The following is a 23,968-nucleotide window of genomic DNA, read 5'->3' as shown; positions in this document are numbered from 1 at the left end:
TACCAAAAGTGTTCAGCCTGTAGCTTACAAGTGTATTTCAATCAGCGAATTTACTGAGTTCCACCAAACCTCAGCTCTCTAAAAAATACTTCTGATTTACTTCTCTTGATCAATGCTTTTGTGCTTATTGATTGTTACTATAACAAACTAAAATTTGCTTGTCAACCCTATTTATTAAATTTTTCGCATCATCGCAATTTCGTCACAATTGGGAAATTTAGGACAATTGATACATTCTTTCCAAACCTTATGTGGTAACTGATCTTTACTGATTTCTTCAAAACCGCATTTACCAAAGAATTCAGGTTGATATGTAAGTGTGAAAACAGTTTCTACCCCTAGCACTTTACCTTCATCGACTAATAATTCAACAATTTTTTTTCCTATGCCAGCGCATTTCATTTGCGGCGATACTGCTAAAGTTCGCACCTCCGCTAATTTGTCCCAAATTAAGTGCAGTGCACCAACACCAACTAATATGCCCTCATTTTCAGCAACAATCATATCACGCAAGCACTCATATAAACTATTGCGCGACCTTGGCAACATTAGACCATCATTTGCATATGCATTAACCAATTCATATATCTTCTCTACATCAGAAAACGTAGGCTTTCTATATTCCATAAACTCATCCCCTTAAAATTCTTTAAACAAGTAAATCAACATCATGAATATTTAATCTTCCTTTTATCTGATGGCTAACGGGGTCATCTATCGAAATAAGCGATTCACACAAAATCAAAGATTTTGGTTCTCTGCTTATAATACCTCCATTCTTAAGCGGAAGTAAAGGCCTCGTCCCCCCCTGGATTACGGGTCTGATTTCAGTGGGAGTTAAAACTCCCACTGAAACAGCCTTGTTTATAATTATACTTGTTTATTTATTTTTATGCAAGCTTAAAACTTGGACACAATTCTTTTAAGGGACATTCTTCGCATAATGGCTTTCTTGATTTACAAACCAATCGCCCATGCCAAATGAGCCAATGATGCGCTGCCGACCACTTTTCCTTTGGAATCGCTTTCATCAAGCCTTGCTCAACTGTTAAAGGATTATCTCCTACTGCCAATTTTAAGCGATTTGATACACGAAATACATGTGTATCTACAGCAATTGCGGGAATATCAAAAATAATACTCACAACAACATTAGCCGTTTTTCGGCCAACGCCGGGAAGCTTCATTAATTCTTCAATTGTCTGCGGAACTTCACCATGATATTCATCGCAAATTTTTTGACAAGCTGCCATTATATTTTTTGCCTTACTGCGAAATAATCCACAATCGCGAATTTCCTCTTCAAGGTCGTGAACACCCATTGCTAAAATCGCCTGTGGTGTATTTGCCCTGGCAAATAATCTCGCTGTTGTTATATTCACCCTGACATCTGTACACTGTGCAGACAAAATTACAGCAATCAAAAGTTCAAATGGAGATGTATAATGCAATGCTGGTTTTACATCCTTATATACTTCACCCAAAATGTCTATCATTTCAGCTTTTATCTTTTTAGTAACACGCATCCTATTCACCTCATGACAGATAAATTCCAAACGATTTTTAAGAACCAGTTTTTTTTGCATATTTATGCGATTATACTAATTTGTTAAGCTGCGTACAGGCGCTGGAATACGTCCACCACGCGCAATAAATGCTTCCGAACTATATTTGCTAACTGGAATTACTGGAGAATATCCTAATAAACCGCCAAATTCAACTGTGTCGCCTACTTTTTTCCCCGGTACTGGGATAATGCGAACGGCCGTCGTTTTATTGTTAATCATCCCAATTGCTGCTTCATCAGCAATAATACCAGAAATAGTCGCAGCAGTAGTATCACCAGCTACAGGTATCATATCAAGACCCACAGAGCAAACGCATGTCATTGCTTCTAACTTTTCTAACGATAATGCGCCAGATTCAACAGCTGCTATCATTCCAGCATCCTCACTTACAGGAATAAATGCGCCACTTAACCCGCCAACGTGAGAAGAGGCCATAAGCCCACCTTTTTTCACAGCATCATTCAGCAATGCCAAGGCAGCCGTTGTACCTGGAGCTCCACAGCTTTCAAGTCCCATTTCTTCTAAAATATGTGCTACACTATCTCCTACTGCTGGAGTAGGTGCAAGCGATAAGTCGATAATCCCAAATGGAACACCAAGGCGTTTTGATGCTTCTTGAGCTACTAGTTGTCCTACGCGAGTGATTTTAAATGCAGTTTTCTTTATTGTTTCAGCAACCTGGCTAAAATCCGCCCCTTTTATATCTTCAAGCGCCCGTTTTACTACACCAGGACCACTTACACCAACATTAATTACCTTTTCTGCTTCACTCACGCCATGGAAAGCGCCTGCCATGAATGGATTGTCACCAGGAACATTAGAAAAGATAACAAGCTTAGCACAGCCAATCGCATCACGATCGCGTGTAAGTTCAGCAGTACGCTTTACAATTTCGCCCATTTCACGTACACAATCCATATTGATTCCAGCTTTTGTTGAGCCAAGATTTACTGAAGAACAAACACGATCCGTTGTAGCCAAAGCCTGTGGAATTGAATTAATTAAAATTCTATCGCCATTTGTGTAGCCTTTTTCAACTAAAGCTGAAAAACCACCAATAAAATTTACGCCAACTTCTTTTGCCGCTGCATCTAAAGCTTCAGCAACCGGCACATAACTATCCGTTCGGCACGCTTCTGCTGCAATCGCAATCGGCGTTACAGATATGCGTTTATTAATGATTGGAATCCCATATTCCGCCTCAATATCTTCACCCGTTTGTACAAGAAATTCTGCTGATGTTGTGATTTTATCATAGATATTCTGGCAGAATTGCTTAATGTTAGGATGTGCGCAATCCCTTAAACTAATCCCCATTGTAATCGTTCTAACATCTAATTTATTTTCTGTAATCATTCGGTTTGTTTCTAATATATCATGTATCGTTATCACAAATTTTCCCCCTATGTATCATTTTAAAAGATTTAGATTTTATGCATGATGTTAAAAATATCCTGATGTTGTGCCTTAATCTCAAGATTGATTTCTTCACCCTTTTCGCGCAGTATTTGCTGTAAATCTTTTAATTTTAATTTACTTTCACTCATTTCAGCAATCATTACCATATTAAAAAAACCATCTAAAATATTTTGATTAATATTTAAAATATTTACATTATTTTCCGCTAAAATGTTACTTACCATTGCAATAATACCAACTCTATCTTTACCAACGATTGTTACAACTATTTTCATATACATACTCCCCTTATTTTTTTAATTATTTATAAAAGTGTGTAAATTATGAACTTTGTATATGCACAAAATGTCATATATTATATTATACGCAAAATAAAAAAAAAGCCAAGTTATTTAAACAATTTTTTTATATTCTACGGAAAAATCCTCCACTTTTCTTTAATAAAAAAGGGACGCATATACGTCCCTTAATGTTTTTAATAACTACTGACAATCCTTTGCCTTCAAATGCTTTAACTTAGAAAAAATATATAATCTTGCTTCTAAACAAGCTGAAGTCCAACCGTCCATTCTATTATAACGTTGCAAGTAATCTCTGTACATTTGCTAAATATTTATCTTGTGTGTAGTCGAACGCTTCGCCCGTACGTCTTACTTTTATCTCTACGGTACCTTCATTTACAGCTTTAGGACCAACAGTAATGCGCAATGGATACCCAATTAAATCTGCATCTTTAAATTTTACACCTGCACGTTCTTTACGATCGTCAAGTAAAACTTCTATTTTTGCGGCTTTTAATTCTTCATATAATTTTTCAGCGATTTCCATTTGCTCTGCATCTTTTGTATTAATCGGTACTATAACTACAGTATATGGTGCAATTGCTGCTGGCCAAATAATACCATGCTCATCAAAATTTTGTTCAATTGCTGCTGCCATTGTACGGCTTACACCAACTCCATAGCATCCCATAACCATTGGCTTTTCACGGCCATTTTCATCCAGATACATCGCCTTTAAAGCTTTACTGTATTTAGTTCCTAGTTTAAATACTTGTCCCGCTTCAATTCCCCGCGCAGTTTTTAACGGTTTGCCACAATGCGGACATGGATCACCAACTTGAATCAAACGAATATCTGTAACGAGTACATCTTTAAAATCACGTTTTGGATTGATATTTTTATAATGTTTATCTACTTGATTTGCACCAGCGACTGCATTATACATTTCCATAACCGTTGCATCTACTACAATCGTCGCACCTTTAATCCCGATAGGACTCATAAAACCTGGTACTCCGCCAACTGCCAAAATTGCTTCCTCACTTGCCATACGAAGCACAATAGCACCTACAGCATTTTGTAATTTTACATCATTTACTTCATGATCTCCACGGACAAATGCAAGAATAACTTCATCCTTTTCATTCTGGAAAGCAACTGCTTTTATATTCTTCTTAATATCTACACCTAAATACTGAGAAACTGCTTCAATTGTTTTAGTATTTGGCGTATCCACAATTTCTAAAGGTAATTCAGCTTCTTTTCCTGCCAAAATAGGTTTTAATTCAGCTTTTTCCACATTTGCAGCGTAATCACACGCTTCACAATATACGATGGCTGCCTCACCAGATTCAGCAATGACCATAAATTCATGCGTATTACTCCCGCCAATTGCCCCACCATCGGCTTCTACAGCACGGAAATTAAGTCCACAACGACTAAATATATTCGTATAGGCATCGTACATTTTTTTATAGCTGATATCTAAGCCTTCTTCATCTTTATCAAAAGAATATAAATCTTTCATGATAAATTCACGTCCGCGCATAAGTCCGAAGCGAGGACGAATTTCATCACGATATTTATTTTGGATTTGATATAACATCAATGGTAATTGACGATAAGAGCGTACATCCGAGCGAACAAGCGTTGTAATCATTTCTTCATGAGTTGGGCCTAGACAAAAATCGCGATTGTGACGATCTTTTAAGCGGAACATTTCATCTCCATAAACATCCCAACGCCCAGTTTCATGCCATAATTCCGCAGGTTGCATTATTGGCATAGCAAGTTCTTGTCCACCTGCATTATCCATTTCTTCACGGACAATTTCTTCAATTTTCTTTAAAACACGCCAAGCTAACGGCAAATATGTATAAACACCACCGGCAGCCTTTCTAATCATTCCAGCTCTAAGCATTAATTGATGGCTGATAACTTCCGCCTCAGCTGGTGTTTCTCTAAGTGTAGGTGCATATAATTGTGTAGTACGCATGAAAAACTTACTCCTCCTCTAAAATCGCATCTATTTCTTTAAACAATTCTTCAACCAGACATTCTTCTGGCACTTTCCGAATGATTTCACCTTTACGGAACACTAATCCTTCTTTTTTCCCGCCAGCAATCCCCACATCAGCTTCGCGTGCTTCTCCTGGTCCATTTACAACACAGCCCATAACAGCTACGCTAATGGGTCTTGTAATTACTTTTAATTTATCTTCAACTCGGCCTGCAATTTCTGCCAAGTTAATATTACAACGTCCACAAGTCGGACAAGATACTAAAGTCGGACCACATTCTCTTAACTTCAAGGATTTTAGAATTTGATTTGCTACTTTTACTTCTTCTACTGGATCCCCAGTTAAAGAAATTCTAAAGGTATCCCCAATTCCTTGGGCTAACAGTGCCCCTATACCAACAGATGATTTAATAACCCCCGAATGAACAGTTCCAGCTTCTGTAATACCTAAGTGAAGTGGATAATCACTCTTTTCACTCATTAATTGATATGCTGCAATCGTTAAAGGCACGTCATGTGCCTTTAACGAAATTTTTGTATCATAGAAATTCAGACTTTCTAAAATTTTAATATGCTGCATGGCACTCTCAACCATTGCCTCAGGCGTTGGACGGCCATACTTCGCTAACAAAATTTTATCTAATGAACCGGCATTTACACCAATTCGAATTGGAATATGTCTATTTTTTGCTGCTTTGACTACAGCTTCAACACGGTCAGAATCTCCAATATTTCCTGGGTTTAAGCGAAGTCCATCAATCCCACTATCGACTGCAGCAATAGCCAAACGATAATCAAAATGAATATCCGCAACTAAAGGAACATCAACTAAATCCCTTATTTTTCTTAATGCTATCGCCGCTTCCATATCGGGAATCGCTAAGCGTACAATATCACAACCAGCCGCAACTAATCTTTGGATTTGCTCTACACTGCTAGTCACATCTTGTGTCTTTGTATTCGTCATTGACTGAACACTAATTGGAGCACCGCCACCAATAGCAATATCGCCAATCATTATTTTCCGCGTCATCTTCCGCTTCATTCTATCCACACCTCAATTACTACGGCTTATCAGCCAAACCAATTTGTTCTGATAATATCCTTTGATGTCGCAAATACCATTAAAGCTAAGAGTAACATAAAGCCAAACATTTGCGCTTTTTGCACCAACTCTGGGCTCAAAGGTTTTCCTCTTACACCTTCAATCACTAAAGTCACAAAATGACCACCATCTAAAGCCGGGATTGGCAATAAATTAATAATCCCTAAATTAATGCTCAAAAAAGCAGCAAATTGTAGTAATGGAATAATCCCCATCTGCGCTACTTCACCAGCCATTTGTGCTACACCAATCGGTCCAGCTAATTCAGCATCAATTTTTCCAGCGACCATCTGGATTAATCCATCTACCATCGCTACAGTCACCGAAATTGTATTCTTTATTGCTAACCCAGTAGCTTCAACAAATCCCGGCCGGTAATTATCATATTTAGAAAGCACCCCAATAATTGCCCTTTTAGATTGTTCATCATAAACAGGAATTAAGCTAGCTACTCCAATATTCCCCTCACGTTCATATTGCACTTTTAATATTTTCCCATCACTGACTTGAACAACAGAGACAAATTCTTTCCATGTATGAATATCCTTATCATCAACTTTAATAATTCTATCACCTTGCATTAAACCCGCCTGTGCAGCTGCTTTTCCCTCCATAACTTCGCCAAAAATAGGTTCTGGAGAAGGTGTATTGATTCCAGCAGTAAGAAAGATACCTAGAAATATTAATACAGGTAAAATAAAATTCATTGTCGATCCAGCTAGGATTACAATCATTCTCGCCCAAATAGGTTTCGCTGTATAAGCGCGTTCATCCTTTTCCTCATCCGGATCCATCCCTGCAATCTTATTAAATCCACCTAAAGGAATAATTCGAAGGGAATATAAAGTTTCACCTTTTTGATAGCTAAAAAGTTTTGGTCCAAATCCTATTGCAAATTCTTCTACACGCATACCTACCATTTTGGCAGTAATAAAATGTCCAAGTTCATGAAATAAAACTAATAAACCAAAGACAAATATAGTTGCTACTAATGTAGTCAATTACGAATCGCCTCCATTCATTCTAATCATTTTTATTATTTTCAAAATTTAAAAGATTCTCTTGCGCGAAATTTCTCGTCCAAGCGTCTATTTGATATAAATCCGCTAAATTTGGTTTTGCAATAACAGTATGGTTATTCATCGCAGATTTTATTACTTTACTAATAGATAAGAAAGATATTTTTCCTTCCAAAAATGCATTGACTGCAATTTCATTTGCCGCATTAAATACACAAGGCATAGAACCTCCTGTTTTTCCTGCTCGATAAGCCAATGCTAAAGCTTCAAATGTCTCAGTATCCGGTTTTTCAAAAGTTAATGTTGCAACTTTGAATAAATCTAGTTTAGGAGAATGCATTACTTCTCGATGCGGATAAGTTAAGGCATATTGAATGGGTAATTTCATATCTGGCACTCCCAATTGTGCCATAACCGCACCATCAACATATTCAATCATTGAGTGAATAATACTTTGTGGATGAACTACTACCTCAATTTGATCATAATCCACATCATAGAGCCATTTTGCCTCAATGACTTCCAAGCCCTTATTCGCCAATGTAGCTGAATCCGTTGTAATTTTTTTTCCCATTGCCCAATTCGGATGATTTAAACAATCTGCAATAGAAACTGACAATAGCTCCTCATGTGTTCTGCCACGAAAAGGGCCACCTGAGCAAGTCAAAATAATTTTTTCGACCTTTTCATGCTCCTCCCCTTGTAAACATTGAAAAAGCGCGCTATGTTCACTATCTACAGGCAAAATCGCTACACCATATTCTTTTGCTAGATTCATAATAATTTCACCAGCAACTACTAGAGTCTCTTTATTTGCCAATGCAATATCTTTTCCTGCTCGAATTGCAGCTACTGTAGGCTCAAGACCAGCAAAGCCAACCAAAGAAGTAACTACAACATCAATTGATTCTAAAATTGCAGCGTTTACCAGTGCTTTTTTCCCAGATAAAATAATTGTTTTTCCTTTATATCTAGCTTGTAAACGCTTTGCGGCCTCTTCATCTACTAATACAGCCAATTCAGGCTGAAATTCTTGAATCTGTTGCTCTAATAATTGATCGTTATGGTAAGCGGCCAAGGCTTTTACTGCAAATCGATCTGCATTTTCTCTTACCACTTCCAATGTTTGGGTCCCAATGGAACCAGTAGAACCTAAAATAGCAATATTTTTCATCTTAGAACCCCTCATTACTGATTAAAAATTGAAAAAATATGTACGTAATAATACACTAATGGCACAGTAAACATAATGCTGTCAAAACGATCTAAAACACCACCATGCCCAGGCAAGATATCCCCAGAATCTTTTACCCCTGTAAATCGCTTAATACATGACTCCACCAAATCGCCAATCGTTGCTACACTCGCTAATAATACCCCTAAGAAAACCATATGATATGGTGAAAAATGAAAAAGCATCCCTAAACCTACTAATGCTAATACTGTTCCTATTAAGCCACCTAAAAACCCTTCTATTGTTTTTCCAGGACTAATACTAGGACATAATTTATGCTTTCCAATCGAACAGCCAACAAAATAAGCAAAAGTATCACTTGCCCACGTACCAACAAACGCTAACCAAATAAAAGCCGCGCCCGCAGCTATATCCCCTAAAGCAGTTGAAATTACAATATCACTATAAGCAAAGCGTAATAAAATCAAGTGTGAAAAAGTTAACCCAACATAGAAAATACCACTGATTGTAATCGCTGCACTAGGAATGGAGAATTTAACATGTGCAAAAACAACTCTAGCAAAAATAATTAACACTCCTGCTAATAATAGTCCAATAGTTTCATGTGCATTTCCTAGCCATGCACATCCCATAATCAATGGAATTAAAATAAAACCTATAGTTCTCCATATAGAAACATCTATATGATTAAAAACTTTTCCATACTCATAAAATGCAATCACTGCCAACAATGTAATTGCACATACAAAAGCCCAACTTCCATACATTACTACAGCAATTGTAGCAAGCATACCAATAATACCTGTAATTATCCTTTGAATTAACATACTTCACCTACTATACTTATATTACTCGTCTATTTTAATCCACCAAATCTTCGTTCACGTTTTTGATATGATAAAACGGCTTGTAACAAATCGTTCGGCTTAAAGTCCGGCCAATTAATCTCAGTAAACCAAAACTCTGCATATGCCATTTGCCACAATAAAAAATTACTAATTCTCAAATCACCACTTGGTCTAATTACTAAATCGACTTCTGGAATCCCCGCGGTATCTAAATGATTTGTAATGAAATTTTCATTAATGTCCTCTATTTTTATCTCATTATTTTTTACTTTATTCGCTATTATTTTAACAGTACGCGTAATCTCATCTCTACTTCCATAGTTTACTGCCAAGTTCAAAATAAGACCTGTATTATTTGCTGTACGCAACTGAGCACTTTCTATTTTAGTTTGCAACAAATCAGACAATTCTTCTATTCTACCAATAAATCTAATCTTCACATTATTTTCATGTAACTCATCTATTTCACGATCAAGATATTCCGAGAATAAATCCATTAAAAACTTAACTTCCGAATCTGGTCTTTTCCAATTTTCAGTCGAAAATGCATATGCAGTAAGCGCCCGAATTCCAAGTCCAGAAGCCGCCTTAACTACTTCTCTCAGCGTCTCAACACCAGCACGATGTCCAAGCGTTCTCATTAATCCTTGCTTCTGCGCCCATCTTCCATTTCCGTCCATAATAATTGCTATATGCTTAGGCAATTTATCAAAATCAATACTTTTATATGCTTCTAGCTTGGTAACATCTTCATTCGTTTTGCCAAACCATCTTTTCCACATAAATTAACCTCCAAAAGAATATAGTAAGACTAAACCCCCTCTGGCAAGAGGGGGTCTTTATCATGGCGCTGAAATAGCTCCAACTGGACAAACCGCCGCACAGGCACCGCATTCAACGCATTCTTCTGAAATCACATATTGAGTATCTCCTTCGGAGATAGCACCAACTGGACAAGTAGCTGCACAAGAACCGCAGGAAATGCATTCTTCACTAATATTATATGCCATAATCACAACACCTCCTTTCGCATCTTTGCTGCAACAATCAACTCATATGTATTATCATCCAGAAGCTTTTGTCTGACAACATATAAAGTTTTATCATCAACCGAAAAGAAATCTCGTGTTGGATAAGTACGAATCACTGTATATTTTATATTGAGATTCTGAAGTTCTGCCTCAACTTCACCTAAAATCCTAGCAACAGCGTTCACGACAATTACACTTCCATAATTTCTTTTTCTTTTACTGCCATTACGGAATCAATTTCTTTAATATATTTATCCGTAATTTTTTGCATATCATCTTGTGCTTTTTTGCTTTCGTCTTCTGTAATTAATTTATCTTTTTCCAATTTTTTCACCGCATCAATAGCATCACGACGAATATTCCGTACACCGACTTTTGCTTCTTCGGCTTTTTTATGAATTGTTTTTGCAATTTCAGTCCGTCTTTCATTTGTCAATTGCGGAATCGACAAGCGAATCATTGTTCCATCACTATTTGGCGTAAGCCCTAAATCAGATTTTAAAATTGCTTTTTCAATTGCTCCAAGCATAGTTTTTTCCCATGGTTGAATCGTAATCATCCGTGGTTCTGGTACACTTACATTCGCCACTTGATTTACCGGAGTAGGCGCACCATAATAATCTACCATAACTTTATCTAATAACGCCGGAGTTGCTCTTCCAGCACGAATTGAAGCATATTCTCTTTTTAAAGCTTCAACCGTTTTTTTCATTCTTTCTTCTTGCGCTAAAAAAATCTCTTTTACCATTAAGGTTTACCTCCCACAACAGTACCAATATTTTGCCCTAATGCCACTTTCAAAATATTACTGTGATCATCAATATTAAATACGATAAGCGGAATTTCATTATCCATACACAAACTCGTTGCTGTAGAATCCATTACCGCTAAACCACGTTGTAAAATCTCGATATATTCTAAAGCGTCGAATTTTTTTGCATCCGGATTATATTTAGGATCAGAATCATATACTCCATCTGTATTTTTCTTAGCCATTAATATAACATCTGCTTCTATTTCAGCAGCACGAAGTGCTGCGGTTGTATCCGTTGAAAAATAAGGATTACCTGTTCCAGCACCAAAAATAACAACTCTGCCTTTTTCTAAATGGCGAATTGCTTTACGTCTAATATATACCTCTGCCATTTGACGCATTTCAATCGCACTTTGCACCCTAGTGTCCACACCAAATTTTTCTAAAGCATCTTGTAATGCTAAAGAATTCATTACTGTTGCAAGCATTCCCATATAATCCGCTGTAGCTCTATCCATGCCTTTTGCGCTTCCAGCTAGTCCACGCCAAATATTTCCTCCACCAACAACTACAGCTACATCAATATTATGTTCACGAATTTTCTTTATTTCTTGTGCAATAGAATCCACAACAACTGGGTCAATACCAAACCCTTTATCACCAGCTAGTGCTTCACCACTTAGTTTAAGAATTACACGTTTATATTTAGTCTCTTCCAAATACAAAACCCCCAGTCTACGTATATTCTATGTTTATTTCGACAAATTTATAAATATTCCTTTGGACTTTTAAAAAAGAGAACACATCGGTGTTCTCTTTTTTTATTATTTTACAGCAGCCATTACTTCTGCAGCAAAATCATTTTCTTTTTTCTCAATACCTTCACCAAGCTGGTATCTAGCAAATCTTCTAATGGAAATATTTTCACCAATTTTTGCAATAGAACTATTGATTAAGTCAGCAATTGTTTGATCTGGATTTTTAATAAAAGTTTGTTCCATTAAACAAATTTCTTTGTAATATTTTTCAATACGACCAACAATCATCTTTTCAACGATTTTTTCTGGTTTGCCTTCATTTAATGCTTGAGCACGTAATACTTCACGTTCATGTTCTAGTACCGCTTCATCAACCTCTTCACGACGAACAAATAGAGGATTTGTAGCAGCAATTTGCATTGCAATATCACGAGCTAGTGCTTTGAAATCATCTGTTTTTGCGACAAAGTCTGTCTCACAGTTAACTTCAACCATAACACCAATTCTTCCGCCACCGTGTATGTAAGCTTCAACTACACCTTCAGCAGCAACACGACCGGCTTTTTTTGCAGCAGCCGCTAGACCTTTTTCACGTAAAAAATCAACCGCTTTCTCGATGTTACCTTCCGTTTCATTCAGTGCCTTTTTACAGTCCATCATTCCAGCACCAGTCATCTCACGTAATTCTTTAACCATTGCAGCAGTTATAGTTGCCATAAAAATCCTCCTATTTATAAAATTAGGGATAAGGGAAAGTTTTCCCCTATCCCTAATTTACATTTATTTTTTTATCTATTATTCAGCGTCTGCAGCTTCTTCAAGTTGCTCCCCTTGACGACCTTCGATAATAGCATCTGCCATTCTAGCTGTAAGAAGTTTAACTGCACGAATCGCATCATCATTACCAGGAATTACATAGTCAATTTCATCTGGATCACAATTTGTATCAACAATACCAACAATAGGAATACCTAGTTTTTTTGCTTCCGCAACAGCAATTCTTTCTTTGCGAGGATCAATCACGAATAAAGCTCCTGGAAGTTTATCCATGTTTTTAATTCCGCCTAAGAATTTTTGTAATCTTTCCATTTCATGACGAAGAGAAAGAACTTCTTTTTTAGTTAACACTTCAAAAGTGCCATCTTCTTCCATGGTTTCCAACTGTTTTAAACGATTAATACGTTTTTGGATAGTTTGGAAGTTTGTTAACATTCCGCCTAACCATCTTTCATTAACATAATACATGTCAGATTTAATTGCTTCGTCTTTTACAGCTTCTTGCGCTTGTTTTTTTGTACCAACAAAAAGAATTGTTTCACCTTGGGCTGCAACATCGCGTAAGAAATTATAAGCTTCATCAACTTTTTTTACTGTTTTTTGTAAGTCAATAATATAAATTCCATTACGTTCTGTGAAGATGTATGTAGCCATTTTAGGATTCCATCTTCTTGTTTGATGTCCAAAATGAACACCAGCTTCTAATAATTGTTTCATTGAAATAACTGCCATTTGGTGCACCTCCTGTTATTTTTCCTCCGCATTTTTCATCTTTTGTTTTCACCTGCTTAAGCAGGCACAGTACAAAATCAAAATGCGTGCGTTTTTTTACACCGTTTTGTATTTTATCATAGATTTCTATAAATCACAAGATATTTTTATAGCTTCATTCTAAATTTTTCCCAAATTATTTTTTCTTATACATTTGACTAATCAATAAAACTGCACCTTTTCCAATCCCAGTTCTTTTCGCAATTTCATTAGTATCTATCCCTTGACTTATAAGATCATAAACTTGTTGATTTATCTCACTTATATTCAGTTCTACTTTTTCTTCGAGTGCAGATGAATTCTCAATTGCTTCTTCAGTAATTATATTTTTTTCAACATCCGTTTGAATTCTATTTAAAGTATCAAATCTTTTCAGTCGTTGATCTAACGCAAAAATCTTTTCATCGGCCTCTTGAATTAAATATTCCAAATGCTCCACATGATTTCTCAACTTTGAAATAATCTGTTCAGCAGACTCTTCTAATTGTAATTGAAAATAATCTGTAGAATCTGCCACTGCATCAATTTTTCTTGTGATTTTCGCATGTTTAAAAAACAAAAAAATTCCACCACATACAATCAACAAAAAAAAAATAACTCCACTAATCATAACTTCCACTCCAAGTAATGAATTAAATTATAAAGCCACATTTCACATTTTTATATCGATATTATGACCTCTAAAAGTATCTACTGCCATTACTACTTCTTCATCGTTTTCTTTCTTTTTATTCTTTTCTTCAAAATTTTGCTGACCTCTGCGTTTTTCCTCTTTAGATTGATTATCATGAATTTTTTTACTTTCAGATTCTTCGGTTTTTTGAACTTGCTTCAAACGTTTGTGTGCATTCTGCTGATATTTTTCGGCTCCAAAATCTTGCTGAAATACAGCTTGCTGCTCCCGTTGCTGCTGTCCTTTTCCTACTTCAGTTGCTTTAGGTATAACAACCTGCATATCCATCGGACTTATATTCATACCCAACACCGTCCTTTATTTTCATATAAGCATATAACTTAGAAAGGACCTATTTTTATTTCATTATCTTCTTCATAAAAACGGCAATGTTGCATTAATGTATTAATATTCCTTATTACTGATCCGACAATAATTTTTACTCCGGGATAAACTTTTTCTGAAACTTTAACTTTTCCCACTTTTAGCTCTTCAAAAGAATCTTCAATTTCAATTAATCTATCTTTTAATTTTTTTACTTCACCAGCAAGAGGAAATTGTGATTTCGTAAGTTTTAATAATAATTCTTTTTTCGCAGGGGACAAAACTGCTGGGTTAATTGCTTTTAGTAAATTTAAAGATTTCTGAGCTTGATCTAACGCATTTTCAGATTTCGATAAATCCTGCTTCACCTTTTTATATTCTTCCTTTAGCATTGGATTAATCCCCACCTCAAGTCGTGTAGCCGTATCCATCTGATTCCCTGCACATTTTACAAGAATTTCTTCACCTGCAACAGTGACTCCCCCGGCAATAATTCCTCGTCGCCCTTGTACTACTACCCGCTTTCCTGCGCTTACATTTGAGTGTAAAATTGCCTCAGTAATAAAAATATCACGTCCTGCAATTAAATTTGCATTTTCAGCAAAGCTTGATTTTATGTCTTCCGCTGCTTTAATATATCCTCTTTGCATGCCTTGAATCCCAGCTTTTATGATGATATTTTTTCCTTCTACCGTGCCACCGCTTATCGTGCCATAAATTTCAACATCACCTGTAGCTTTAATTGAAAAGCCTGTCTGTACGCTACCTCGAACAATCACACTTCCAATAAAATCAATATTTCCAGTAGATAAATCTACATCCCCTTTTATTTCAATTGTAGGTAATACAGAAAATTTATTACCATTTAACGTTAGTTGTCCATCAATTAAAGAAATTAATTTATGTTCATCTACAATTTTCGTATTCTTTCCTACGGGCAGCATAGCTGTCTTTCCTGGCTTTGCCGCAACTGTTTGCCCATGAACATCCGTTCCCGGAGTCCCCATTGTATGTGGAATCCGTTCGGCTAGTAGATCTCCTTCATGCACAATAACAAAAAGATTTAAATTTTTAAAATCTACTTTACCATCCTCCAGTTCAACTGGTTTCCCTTTGTTTTCCATATTTTTAGGCTTTATAATCTGTGCATTTTCGCCATTTACAGGGCGCTGCCCTTTAGCTATAAGAAGTTCGCAACTATCTATGCCTATAGCTTCTTTAATTGCAGATTCATCAATTCCATAAACAATATTTTTTTCTGCTAATTTAGCTTGAATCATTTCTATCGTTGGTTCTTGATCATTTGCTTCTCGCTCAATTTTCAATACTGCTTCCATACGATCTCTACTAACACTAATTGTTATCTTAGGTTCCTTTTTTATCGCTGGAACATCTTTTTCTGCTAAATTATCAGATGATTCAATAGCTTTCTTTTCTTCAACTATCTTTATTAACTCACCTGTACTTTCTCTCATCGCCTTTGCAATGATATCTATAGGATATTCTTTTATTCCTCGTTCTTCCAGATTATTTGTTATGTCGTTTAATTCAAATAAAACTTCATCATTATCCCTTGGGAATACTTGTAAAAAAACTCCATTTTCAGAAAAATCCAGATTATATCCCTTTTTATTATTACTATCAATTTCGGTCTGTGAATACTTTTCTCCATCCATGAAAATACCTCCTCCGAAACTATATAACGAATTAAAATTTGCACCAATAGATAATCACAAATGACTTTAAAAAATAATCCGCTTTAAATTTTAACTTTATTTAAAAGCGGTATTTTTCTTGCAAATTATGAAATCATTGTGTTTATTAAAATCCATTTTATTTATCATCATCTATCGATGCAAAGTCTACAAAATTCGTTACTATAAAACTCCATTTATCTTATTCTATGAAACTCATTTTATTTCTAGCTAAATATCCTCTTAATCGAAAGACAGCTTTCGTATGTAATTGTGAAATTCTAGCCTCCGATAACTTTAAAATAAGACTGATTTCTTTTAAAGTTAATTCTTCATAATAATATAAAGAAATTACGAGCTTCTCTTTTTCTGGCAACTTATCAATTGCTTTTGCTAAATTTTCTTGTACCTCTTTAATTTCAAATTGTTTTGCTGGACCATCAATACTATCTTGTGCAGTTTCATTTTTTACATAAGTTTCCAAAGGAATAATCGTTGCTATATTAAGCTGATTAAGTAAAGAATTCAGATCCTGTATAGATATCTTTAATGCATCTACAATCTCTTTATCCGTTGCAGCCCTTCCTAGCTTGCCCTCAAGCTCTTCAACAGTTTTTTCATATTTACGAATTTTTTGCCTAAGAGAAACTGGCAACCAATCCTTAGCTCTTAAAGAATCTAAAATAGCCCCCCTAATCCTTACTCCGGCATATGTTTCAAATTTATTACCGCGAACCGGATCGTAACGTTCGATGGCATCTAACAATCCGAAAAAACCACAGCTAATTAAATCATCACGATCCACATAAGCAGGTAGACTAATCGCAATTCGACCAGCAATTAAATTAACTAAAGACAAATAATGATTTACGATATGCTCACGAATGATAGGACTTTTTTTTTCTTGGTAAGCTATCCATAACTCTTGAATATCATATTCTTGATTATTTGACATCACAAATTACCTCCACTTACCAATTATTCCTCCGGTGATTTTACACGCCTTAAATTATTCGTAGTAAATGGTGCAAATTCGTCATTCTTAGCCCCTTTGTTTTTTTCTGAATCAATTTCGTCCTCAGATTCTATAATAGAATCTTCATCAGGCGAACTCTGAATGTCAAGCTTAGACCCCACTTCTTCTTCTTTAAGCAGCTTCATACAATATGGTAATAAATTTTTCTCATAAACAAGTCCCATTATATAACCACATGTTCCAAAAAGAGCAATTGAAATGACAGTCCGATATAATATTACTATCATCCTAGCATGATTCACAAATCCCATAATAATTGTAATAATAGCTGCTATTACAGCTAGAGCTATAGCTAACTTTACTTTCAATACAAAAAGCCCCTTTCTATAGCTCTTTTTCGCCTTTATCAATTGTTTTTATACGATACACGCCAGTATCTAACCTTAATTCTACCGTACGACCATAATTTCCACCGGTATCTTCAGCGATAATTTTTATTCCAATTTCTTTTAATACTTGCTTTACAGCCTCTGCATTCCGCTCACCAACTCGCATAATATCTGTAGCATTCGCAAATTTAAACATTTGAGCTCCACCAGCTATTTTAGCTATCATACGAGACTTTACAGCTCCTAATGTAATCATTTCTTGAACCATAAGTGGAAGTGCAGTATCAGCAAACTTAGCAGGATTTTCATTAGACCTTGCTTGTTTACTATCAGGTAACATAATATGAGACAATCCGCCTACCCTAGTAGCAGAATCATAAATAGCTATACCTATGCATGAGCCAAGACCATAACTAATCAAAGATGATGGTGAACGACCAACTTTATAATCAGCCATCCCAACCCTAATTAAATCAGACATACTATTTCACTCCTACCGCGGCTAAAATCGTATCTAGTGATCCTGGATCAGGAATTAGGAAAAAGTGACCTTTGATGCCATCATCCTCTGATAAAAATTCAGTCTCAATTACCAATGCATGATCTCCCATCTGTCCTAATTGAACTAAAACTACACTCAATATAGCTCCTGCCATATCCATTGCCAACGCTGGAATAGACGGTAAAAGAGTTAATTTTGTAAAATAAGACAATGCATTTAAATACGCTCCTGCTAAAATATTACCAATCTCCATCAAAGCCGATTCATCCATAAAATCTAGGCTTTGTGTTTGCCCACGCTCTTTCCCCATTAACATATCAATAAGATAAAAAGCACTTTCTTTAGGCAATAAAAACAAAACACTGCCTGGAGCCAGTCCATATACTCTTAAAAATACCCCTACAACCATTACATCAGGGCCACCAACTACATCAGGAACTTCATCTAGTGGCATAATAGCAACGTCTGGAACCGACATATCAATTTTACGATTAATAATTTGTGATAAAGCTGTCGCAGAATTACCTGCTCCGACATTTCCAATTTCTCTTAGGGCATCTAATTGCATTGGCGATAGCTTTAACATTTCATCTGACAAAATTGCCACCTCATTCATTTAACAAATCTACTTAGTCTCTCCCGTCAAACCAATAATTTCATTAAGATTTAACATAATAATTAAACGATTATCCAAATTTCCAACTCCACTAATAAAATTATTACCATTGCCATCCACAACTGCTTCTGGTTCCTCAATATGTTCTGGCGCAATAGACAATACTTCAGTTACCGCATCAACAATCATTCCAATTGATATATCATCTACTTTTACAATGATAATACGAGTATCTTCAGAATATGGTTCTTCAAAAAGACCTAAACGGTTTTTTAAATCAATAACTGGCAACACACTACCACGTAAATTCATAACGCCTTTAATAAAGCCAGGAGTATATGGAACACGTGTTATATCCGTCAAACGTTTAATCTCTTGCACATGCAAAATGCTAACCCCATATTCTTCTTTCCCTAATTTAAAAGCAACTAATTGAACTTCATCATTAGAATACGTTTTTTCTGACATGATCCTCACTCCTCACTTACTGCATTAAAGTGCCAACATCTAAAATTAATGCAACTTGACCATTTCCTAGAATCGTCGCACCAGCAATTACTTTTATTCCAGCTAACAATTTTCCCAGCGTTTTAATTACAATTTCTTGTTGCCCAATTAAATTGTCAACAATAATCCCCGCTTTTTGATCCCCCATATGTACAACAACAACAAATAAATCCTTATCGTTACTTTCCTCTACTTTTGGTACATGTAAGACATCATTTAATCTTATAATTGGAATAATCTGTCCACGAAGTAAAATAACTTCTCTATTTTGAATTGTTTTGATATTATCTGTCGTTATATTAATTGTACTATCAATAGAGCCTAAAGGAATAGCATAAATTTCTTCCTGTACCTTTACTAGTAAAGCCTGGATAATCGCTAATGTTAAAGGTAAGCGAATTTTAAATTTACTTCCTTCGTCCAACTTTGTTTCAACATCAATTAATCCACCAAGCGATTCAATTTTATTTTTTACAACATCCATACCTACGCCGCGTCCAGATACATCAGTGATGACATCAGCTGTAGAAAATCCTGCTAAAAACACTAATCGTACTGCTTCGTTATCCTCCATTTTATCGGCATCTTCTTGTGTAATTAAGCCTTTTTCTACCGCTTTAGATTTAATTATTTCCGGATTAATACCCTTACCATCATCTTCAACCATGATAATAACGTTATTCCCTTCATGACGCGCAATCAATCGAACCTCACCAGTCGGTTCTTTACCTTTCGCAAGACGCTCATCCGGATGTTCAATTCCATGATCAAGAGAATTTCGAATTAAATGAACTAAAGGATCACCAATTTCATCAATAACTGTTCTATCAAGTTCAGTCTCTTCACCCTCAATAGTCAAATTAATTTCCTTGTTTAATTCACGTGATAAATCTCGAACCATCCGCGGGAAGCGATTAAAAACTTGCCCCACTGGAACCATTCTGACTTTCATCACTACAGATTGCAAATCAGTCGTTACTCTATCCATTTGTTCAATCGTTTCAACTAATTCAGTTAATCTATGTGTTATCCCAATTTGCTCCAAACGAGTTTTATTAATGACTAACTCACCAACAAGATTTAATAAAGAATCAAGCTTTTCGATGTCAACTCTTACCGATTGCCCACTCTTTAATTTTTTATCAATACTACCACTCGACGATGGCGCTATCGGTGCCTTTGTTTTTTCCTGACTTCTTTTTGCTGATGAAGCTTCTTGCATTTTTTTATTATCCTCAGCCACCACTGCTTTCGCTTCCGATTTAGGTAGCTCTAAAGATTCAACTATAACTTCTGTAATTTCAGAAATTGACGATAGAAGTTGTTGTACTCTTGCTTGTTCCGTTGCTGTTGCAACAATAAGTTCAAAACTTGATTCAAAATTTTCTTGTTCTAAATCTTCCGAAGATGGAATTGATTTCAAAACATCACCAATTTCATCTAATGCATTCATCACCATATAAACTCTTGCAGATTTCAATAAACAATTTGGACTTAAGGATACTTTTATATCAAAAACTTGCAATCCTGATTCCATTGCCTTCTTTATAATTGTTGTCTCAGTATCATTTAGCTCCACTACAACCTCAGATACTACAGGTTCTTTTTCTTTTGCCTCTTCTTGGGGAGGAGCAGTAGGAATTGATTCACCTTTTGCTATAGCAACAAGTTTTGCTACTAATTCTGTTACATCAATATTGTTAGCAGACTCACTAGAAATATTTTCCACCATTTGTTCTAAAGTATCTACACACTTAAAAATCGTATCAACAATATCCTCATTTGCCTTTAATTGGTTTTTACGTAGTAAATCAAGAACATTTTCCATTTCATGTGTCAGCTCAGCAATTTCGGTAAATCCCATTGTAGCTGACATACCTTTTATTGTGTGCGCACTCCGAAAAATCTCATTTAATACATCTGGATCTTCTGGACTATGCTCTAACTCAAGTAGACAGCTATTCAGTGTTTGTAAATGTTCACGTGATTCTTCTAAAAACATTCCCATATACTGGTTGGTGTCCATATTAATTCCCCCAATTATTTTATATCTGCTATTTTTTAACGATTTGAACTAATTCATCAGCAATTGCATCAATCGGTCTAACTCTATCAGCTAATCCAAGTTCAACAACCGCTTTTGGCATGCCATATACTACTGCAGTAGATTCATCTTCTGCTATTGCAAATCCACCATGTTCTTTAATACACTTCATTCCTTTTGCCCCATCACTTCCCATTCCAGTAAGAATAGCCGCAACTACTCTATCTCCGAATTTCGCAAGAGATGAAAATAAAATATCAACTGCAGGTCTATGACTTGCTAGTGGTGGATCTTGATTTAAATGTATAACTCTTTTATCGCCTTGACTCTCGACGGTCATATGATAATTCCCCGGGGCTATGAAAATTGTTCCAGGACTAACAACATCATTGTGTTCTGCCTCTTTCACAGTAACCTTTGAAAGTGAATTTAAACGTTCCGCTAACGATTTTGTGAAACCGGGTGGCATATGTTGTACAACTACTACACCACAAGGTAAATCCTCTGGTAACTTCGTTATCACCTGTTGCAAAGCCCTTGGACCACCCGTTGACGTCCCAATAGCAATGATTTTTTCATCCATTTTTTTAGATGCCACCTTAAAGTCTTTTTGAAAGCTATTAAAAGAAGCAAAACTTTTTTTAGGATACTCAAGCTTTGGAAAGCTTTCAACAAAAGTTGTTTTTTTAAAATTAACTTTGACAGCAGCTCTACATTTATCTAAAATTTCACGTTTTATCATATCTACTCGGAAAATCGTACCAGAAACTTTTTGTATAAAATCAACAGCTCCTAAAGATAATGCTTTTATTGTAGCATCAGCTCCAGCCTTTGTTAAACTACTAATCATTATCACAGATGTTGGACATTCCTTCATAATAATTTCGAGTGCATCAATACCATCCATTATTGGCATGTTGATATCCATAGTTACTAAGTCTGGCTTAAGAACTTTAATTTTCTCAACCGCTTCTCTTCCATTACTAGCAGTTCCTATAACCTGAAAATCTGCCTCTTTCGAAAACAAGTCCGATAATAGAGTTCTCATTAGGGCTGAATCATCTGCAATAAAAATCTTAATCATAACCTATCACCCCCTGCCAGAAATAAATGCCTTTTGTATAATCTCCCTCTGTCGCTTAAAAATAAAGCGAATTAACTTACTTCGTGTAATATTCGGTAAGTCAATAAAGCGCGTGCCAATCCAAAAAATTTTTTCATCTTTAATGGGTTGAAACGATCTTACCACCTCGCAATAGGTTGTTAATAATCCAACCTCTGGTAACTCAATTTCTATATAAAGCTTTTCACCTTTTTTCAAACTTTTATCTAAAATAATTCTCATCCCGCCGCCACTAATATCGCGAACATATGTAGTAATAGGTGAAAGTAATGTATTATCTTCTTTATTTAGCAGTTGAACTTTCAATGGGACACTAGTTTCTACACGAACAAATTCACGTTGTTGAAATTTTTCTACAAACCTTGGCAATGAAGTAATCCATACAGGAACTGCTCCCATCCGCTTTTCCATAAATACCGCCGAAAAACGAAAAGCCGATGCCTCTGTTACAAACTTTGCTTCAAATACGCTACCCCGCATGGGAATGATTGGATATCCTTGTTCCATTGGTAAAGCTAAAATTAATTTGTTATCCTCAATATCTTCAATTCTACTACTATATCTATTCTGATTTTCATCTTGCAAAAGTGTAACTTCTATACGTTGACCAATTTTTAAAGCTTTACTGGTCTCCACCTTCTCTATCTTTGCCACGCTATCCCTCCTGTTTCAAGCATAAACTATCTTAAAAACGAAAAAACTTTTTTAAGAAAGCCTCCCAGTCCTTTGGTTCTTACTTGATCTGTATCGTCGCTTATCAATACAGAGGCAATCTTTTTGATACACTTGGCTACATCAGAATTAGGATATGACAAAACAACTGGCCTTTGCGCTTTTACAGCGCGAACCAAATTTCTATCTTCCTTTATTTCACCTAATGTAGTAACATTCAAATTCAAGAATCTCAATGCAGTTTTTTCTAGTTTTGCCTGAACATCTATTCCCTCATTTGGCTCTGTTACTCGATTCACAACTAGTTTTACCTCTGAGCAATCGGGCTGATTGCTGTAGGCTTTCATTATCGCGTAAACATCTGTCATCGCAGTAGGTTCAGGAGTTGTAACCAAAATAACATCATCAGCAGCCATTAAAAAATTTAATACACTTTTACTCAATCCAGCACCAGTATCAATTAAAATAATATCCGCTAAATTTTCACATAAATTCAATTTAGATATAATTCGTTCTAAATCAAAAGCTGTTAAATTCGCAAGTTCTTCAATTCCAGATCCCCCAGACAAAAACTTTACTCCGCAAGGTCCCTCAGCAAGAATATCTTCAACATTAACATTATCTCTAATGAGATTTAATAAATTATACTTTGCACTAGCACCCAAAACAATATTTACATTTGCCATACCCAAATCAGCATCAATGATGAGAACACGATATCCCATCTGCGATAAAGCAATTGCTAAATTCACAGACAAATTCGTCTTGCCTACTCCCCCTTTACCACTGCTGACAGCAATAACTCTAGACTTATGAGCAGGTTCTTTTTCAACACCTAAATTTAAACTTTGCTTGTTTTGTACTAGCTTTCTTAACATATATGCTTGATCCATTGCCTATAC

General features: G+C 35.7%; 28 protein-coding genes and 1 other annotated feature (1 of these 29 cut by a window edge). All 28 genes read right to left on the bottom strand.

From position 1 onward, the window contains the following. Window positions 1-122: a binding site (T-box leader), on the bottom strand; it reaches 116 nt to the left of the window's first position. 52 nt (window positions 123-174) lie between these two features. Further along, on the bottom strand, window positions 175-627 hold the full coding sequence (locus tag P3F81_RS04790) for an N-acetyltransferase (protein WP_147668105.1): 453 nt from the start codon (window positions 625-627) through the stop codon (window positions 175-177). A 263-nt stretch (window positions 628-890) separates the two neighbouring features. After that, window positions 891-1,526, bottom strand: coding sequence for an endonuclease III (nth, locus tag P3F81_RS04785; protein ID WP_147668103.1), 636 nt, complete (start codon window positions 1,524-1,526; stop codon window positions 891-893). A gap of 75 nt (window positions 1,527-1,601) precedes the next feature. Next, window positions 1,602-2,960: a PFL family protein gene (locus P3F81_RS04780; protein ID WP_147668101.1), complete on the bottom strand. Its 1,359-nt coding sequence runs from the start codon at window positions 2,958-2,960 to the stop codon at window positions 1,602-1,604. Between the two features lie 32 nt (window positions 2,961-2,992). After that, window positions 2,993-3,262, bottom strand: coding sequence for an ACT domain-containing protein (locus P3F81_RS04775; protein ID WP_147668099.1), 270 nt, complete (start codon window positions 3,260-3,262; stop codon window positions 2,993-2,995). A 298-nt stretch (window positions 3,263-3,560) separates the two neighbouring features. Further along, entirely contained in the window at window positions 3,561-5,264 is a 1,704-nt protein-coding gene (locus tag P3F81_RS04770; protein ID WP_147668097.1) for a proline--tRNA ligase, read from the bottom strand. Between the two features lie 7 nt (window positions 5,265-5,271). Next, complete coding sequence (gene ispG / locus P3F81_RS04765; RefSeq protein ID WP_147668094.1) at window positions 5,272-6,333, bottom strand: flavodoxin-dependent (E)-4-hydroxy-3-methylbut-2-enyl-diphosphate synthase; 1,062 nt, start codon at window positions 6,331-6,333, stop codon at window positions 5,272-5,274. A gap of 29 nt (window positions 6,334-6,362) precedes the next feature. After that, the gene (gene rseP, locus P3F81_RS04760; protein ID WP_147668092.1) at window positions 6,363-7,394 is read right to left on the bottom strand and encodes an RIP metalloprotease RseP; all 1,032 of its coding nucleotides are present in this window, start codon (window positions 7,392-7,394) and stop codon (window positions 6,363-6,365) included. A gap of 22 nt (window positions 7,395-7,416) precedes the next feature. Next, a complete protein-coding gene (locus tag P3F81_RS04755; RefSeq protein WP_147668090.1) occupies window positions 7,417-8,586 on the bottom strand; it encodes a 1-deoxy-D-xylulose-5-phosphate reductoisomerase in 1,170 nt (389 codons plus the stop codon). Between the two features lie 14 nt (window positions 8,587-8,600). After that, window positions 8,601-9,434, bottom strand: a complete 834-nt coding sequence (locus tag P3F81_RS04750; protein WP_147668088.1) for a phosphatidate cytidylyltransferase — start codon at window positions 9,432-9,434, stop codon at window positions 8,601-8,603. A gap of 29 nt (window positions 9,435-9,463) precedes the next feature. Continuing rightward, window positions 9,464-10,237 (bottom strand): undecaprenyl pyrophosphate synthase, encoded by a 774-nt coding sequence (gene uppS, locus P3F81_RS04745; protein WP_147668086.1) that lies wholly within the window; start codon window positions 10,235-10,237, stop codon window positions 9,464-9,466. 60 nt (window positions 10,238-10,297) lie between these two features. Then, a complete protein-coding gene (gene fdxA, locus P3F81_RS04740; RefSeq protein ID WP_147668084.1) occupies window positions 10,298-10,465 on the bottom strand; it encodes a 4Fe-4S ferredoxin in 168 nt (55 codons plus the stop codon). A 2-nt stretch (window positions 10,466-10,467) separates the two neighbouring features. Then, window positions 10,468-10,671: a hypothetical protein gene (locus P3F81_RS04735; RefSeq protein ID WP_147668082.1), complete on the bottom strand. Its 204-nt coding sequence runs from the start codon at window positions 10,669-10,671 to the stop codon at window positions 10,468-10,470. 5 nt (window positions 10,672-10,676) lie between these two features. Next, a complete protein-coding gene (gene frr / locus P3F81_RS04730; RefSeq protein ID WP_147668080.1) occupies window positions 10,677-11,234 on the bottom strand; it encodes a ribosome recycling factor in 558 nt (185 codons plus the stop codon). Next, window positions 11,234-11,959, bottom strand: coding sequence for a UMP kinase (gene pyrH, locus P3F81_RS04725; RefSeq protein WP_147668078.1), 726 nt, complete (start codon window positions 11,957-11,959; stop codon window positions 11,234-11,236). The genes frr and pyrH overlap by 1 nt, the downstream gene beginning before the upstream one ends. Before the next feature lie 105 nt (window positions 11,960-12,064). Beyond that, entirely contained in the window at window positions 12,065-12,715 is a 651-nt protein-coding gene (gene tsf / locus P3F81_RS04720; RefSeq protein ID WP_147668076.1) for a translation elongation factor Ts, read from the bottom strand. 78 nt (window positions 12,716-12,793) lie between these two features. Continuing rightward, a complete protein-coding gene (rpsB, locus tag P3F81_RS04715) occupies window positions 12,794-13,507 on the bottom strand; it encodes a 30S ribosomal protein S2 (protein WP_147668074.1) in 714 nt (237 codons plus the stop codon). Between the two features lie 175 nt (window positions 13,508-13,682). Then, window positions 13,683-14,156 carry a DUF6115 domain-containing protein gene (locus P3F81_RS04710; RefSeq protein ID WP_147668072.1) on the bottom strand — a complete coding sequence of 158 codons (474 nt, stop codon included), beginning with the start codon at window positions 14,154-14,156 and terminating at the stop codon, window positions 13,683-13,685. Between the two features lie 42 nt (window positions 14,157-14,198). After that, complete coding sequence (locus tag P3F81_RS04705; protein WP_147668070.1) at window positions 14,199-14,522, bottom strand: hypothetical protein; 324 nt, start codon at window positions 14,520-14,522, stop codon at window positions 14,199-14,201. Between the two features lie 38 nt (window positions 14,523-14,560). Next, window positions 14,561-16,219 carry a flagellar assembly protein A gene (locus P3F81_RS04700; protein ID WP_147668068.1) on the bottom strand — a complete coding sequence of 553 codons (1,659 nt, stop codon included), beginning with the start codon at window positions 16,217-16,219 and terminating at the stop codon, window positions 14,561-14,563. Window positions 16,220-16,439: 220 nt separating this feature from the next. Then, window positions 16,440-17,192 carry a FliA/WhiG family RNA polymerase sigma factor gene (locus tag P3F81_RS04695; RefSeq protein WP_147668066.1) on the bottom strand — a complete coding sequence of 251 codons (753 nt, stop codon included), beginning with the start codon at window positions 17,190-17,192 and terminating at the stop codon, window positions 16,440-16,442. 23 nt (window positions 17,193-17,215) lie between these two features. Beyond that, window positions 17,216-17,581 carry a hypothetical protein gene (locus P3F81_RS04690; RefSeq protein ID WP_147668064.1) on the bottom strand — a complete coding sequence of 122 codons (366 nt, stop codon included), beginning with the start codon at window positions 17,579-17,581 and terminating at the stop codon, window positions 17,216-17,218. 16 nt (window positions 17,582-17,597) lie between these two features. Beyond that, complete coding sequence (locus tag P3F81_RS04685; protein ID WP_147668062.1) at window positions 17,598-18,083, bottom strand: chemotaxis protein CheD; 486 nt, start codon at window positions 18,081-18,083, stop codon at window positions 17,598-17,600. A gap of 1 nt (window position 18,084) precedes the next feature. Next, the gene (locus P3F81_RS04680) at window positions 18,085-18,720 is read right to left on the bottom strand and encodes a chemotaxis protein CheC (protein WP_418627508.1); all 636 of its coding nucleotides are present in this window, start codon (window positions 18,718-18,720) and stop codon (window positions 18,085-18,087) included. A 9-nt stretch (window positions 18,721-18,729) separates the two neighbouring features. Further along, on the bottom strand, window positions 18,730-19,188 hold the full coding sequence (locus P3F81_RS04675) for a chemotaxis protein CheW (RefSeq protein WP_147668058.1): 459 nt from the start codon (window positions 19,186-19,188) through the stop codon (window positions 18,730-18,732). 16 nt (window positions 19,189-19,204) lie between these two features. Further along, on the bottom strand, window positions 19,205-21,253 hold the full coding sequence (locus P3F81_RS04670) for a chemotaxis protein CheA (protein ID WP_147668056.1): 2,049 nt from the start codon (window positions 21,251-21,253) through the stop codon (window positions 19,205-19,207). 28 nt (window positions 21,254-21,281) lie between these two features. Then, window positions 21,282-22,355 carry a protein-glutamate methylesterase/protein-glutamine glutaminase gene (locus tag P3F81_RS04665; protein WP_147668054.1) on the bottom strand — a complete coding sequence of 358 codons (1,074 nt, stop codon included), beginning with the start codon at window positions 22,353-22,355 and terminating at the stop codon, window positions 21,282-21,284. Between the two features lie 6 nt (window positions 22,356-22,361). Then, window positions 22,362-23,048, bottom strand: a complete 687-nt coding sequence (locus P3F81_RS04660) for a flagellar brake protein (protein ID WP_147668052.1) — start codon at window positions 23,046-23,048, stop codon at window positions 22,362-22,364. A 26-nt stretch (window positions 23,049-23,074) separates the two neighbouring features. Further along, window positions 23,075-23,959 (bottom strand): MinD/ParA family protein, encoded by an 885-nt coding sequence (locus tag P3F81_RS04655; protein ID WP_147668050.1) that lies wholly within the window; start codon window positions 23,957-23,959, stop codon window positions 23,075-23,077. Window positions 23,960-23,968: the final 9 nt, after the last annotated feature.

Origin of the sequence: Selenobaculum gibii (genome assembly GCF_030273445.1) — a bacterium.
Taxonomy (GTDB): domain Bacteria; phylum Bacillota; class Negativicutes; order ICN-92133; family ICN-92133; genus Selenobaculum; species Selenobaculum gibii.
Note: the sequence above shows the minus strand (reverse complement) of the source record. Positions and strands in the feature narration are given on the sequence as shown.

Excerpts from the sequence above, each read along its gene's own strand:
- P3F81_RS04790 (WP_147668105.1), bottom strand. The coding sequence starts at position 627 with ATGGAATATAGAAAGCCTACGTTTTCTGATGTAGAGAAGATATATGAA.
- nth (WP_147668103.1), bottom strand. The coding sequence starts at position 1,526 with ATGCGTGTTACTAAAAAGATAAAAGCTGAAATGATAGACATTTTGGGT.
- P3F81_RS04775 (WP_147668099.1), bottom strand. The coding sequence starts at position 3,262 with ATGAAAATAGTTGTAACAATCGTTGGTAAAGATAGAGTTGGTATTATT.
- P3F81_RS04770 (WP_147668097.1), bottom strand. The coding sequence starts at position 5,264 with ATGCGTACTACACAATTATATGCACCTACACTTAGAGAAACACCAGCT.
- ispG (WP_147668094.1), bottom strand. The coding sequence starts at position 6,333 with ATGAAGCGGAAGATGACGCGGAAAATAATGATTGGCGATATTGCTATT.
- P3F81_RS04755 (WP_147668090.1), bottom strand. The coding sequence starts at position 8,586 with ATGAAAAATATTGCTATTTTAGGTTCTACTGGTTCCATTGGGACCCAA.
- P3F81_RS04750 (WP_147668088.1), bottom strand. The coding sequence starts at position 9,434 with ATGTTAATTCAAAGGATAATTACAGGTATTATTGGTATGCTTGCTACA.
- uppS (WP_147668086.1), bottom strand. The coding sequence starts at position 10,237 with ATGTGGAAAAGATGGTTTGGCAAAACGAATGAAGATGTTACCAAGCTA.
- fdxA (WP_147668084.1), bottom strand. The coding sequence starts at position 10,465 with ATGGCATATAATATTAGTGAAGAATGCATTTCCTGCGGTTCTTGTGCA.
- frr (WP_147668080.1), bottom strand. The coding sequence starts at position 11,234 with ATGGTAAAAGAGATTTTTTTAGCGCAAGAAGAAAGAATGAAAAAAACG.
- tsf (WP_147668076.1), bottom strand. The coding sequence starts at position 12,715 with ATGGCAACTATAACTGCTGCAATGGTTAAAGAATTACGTGAGATGACT.
- rpsB (WP_147668074.1), bottom strand. The coding sequence starts at position 13,507 with ATGGCAGTTATTTCAATGAAACAATTATTAGAAGCTGGTGTTCATTTT.
- P3F81_RS04710 (WP_147668072.1), bottom strand. The coding sequence starts at position 14,156 with ATGATTAGTGGAGTTATTTTTTTTTTGTTGATTGTATGTGGTGGAATT.
- P3F81_RS04705 (WP_147668070.1), bottom strand. The coding sequence starts at position 14,522 with ATGAATATAAGTCCGATGGATATGCAGGTTGTTATACCTAAAGCAACT.
- P3F81_RS04700 (WP_147668068.1), bottom strand. The coding sequence starts at position 16,219 with ATGGATGGAGAAAAGTATTCACAGACCGAAATTGATAGTAATAATAAA.
- P3F81_RS04695 (WP_147668066.1), bottom strand. The coding sequence starts at position 17,192 with ATGTCAAATAATCAAGAATATGATATTCAAGAGTTATGGATAGCTTAC.
- P3F81_RS04685 (WP_147668062.1), bottom strand. The coding sequence starts at position 18,083 with ATGTCTGATTTAATTAGGGTTGGGATGGCTGATTATAAAGTTGGTCGT.
- P3F81_RS04680 (WP_418627508.1), bottom strand. The coding sequence starts at position 18,720 with ATGAATGAGGTGGCAATTTTGTCAGATGAAATGTTAAAGCTATCGCCA.
- P3F81_RS04675 (WP_147668058.1), bottom strand. The coding sequence starts at position 19,188 with ATGTCAGAAAAAACGTATTCTAATGATGAAGTTCAATTAGTTGCTTTT.
- P3F81_RS04670 (WP_147668056.1), bottom strand. The coding sequence starts at position 21,253 with ATGGACACCAACCAGTATATGGGAATGTTTTTAGAAGAATCACGTGAA.
- P3F81_RS04665 (WP_147668054.1), bottom strand. The coding sequence starts at position 22,355 with ATGATTAAGATTTTTATTGCAGATGATTCAGCCCTAATGAGAACTCTA.
- P3F81_RS04655 (WP_147668050.1), bottom strand. The coding sequence starts at position 23,959 with ATGGATCAAGCATATATGTTAAGAAAGCTAGTACAAAACAAGCAAAGT.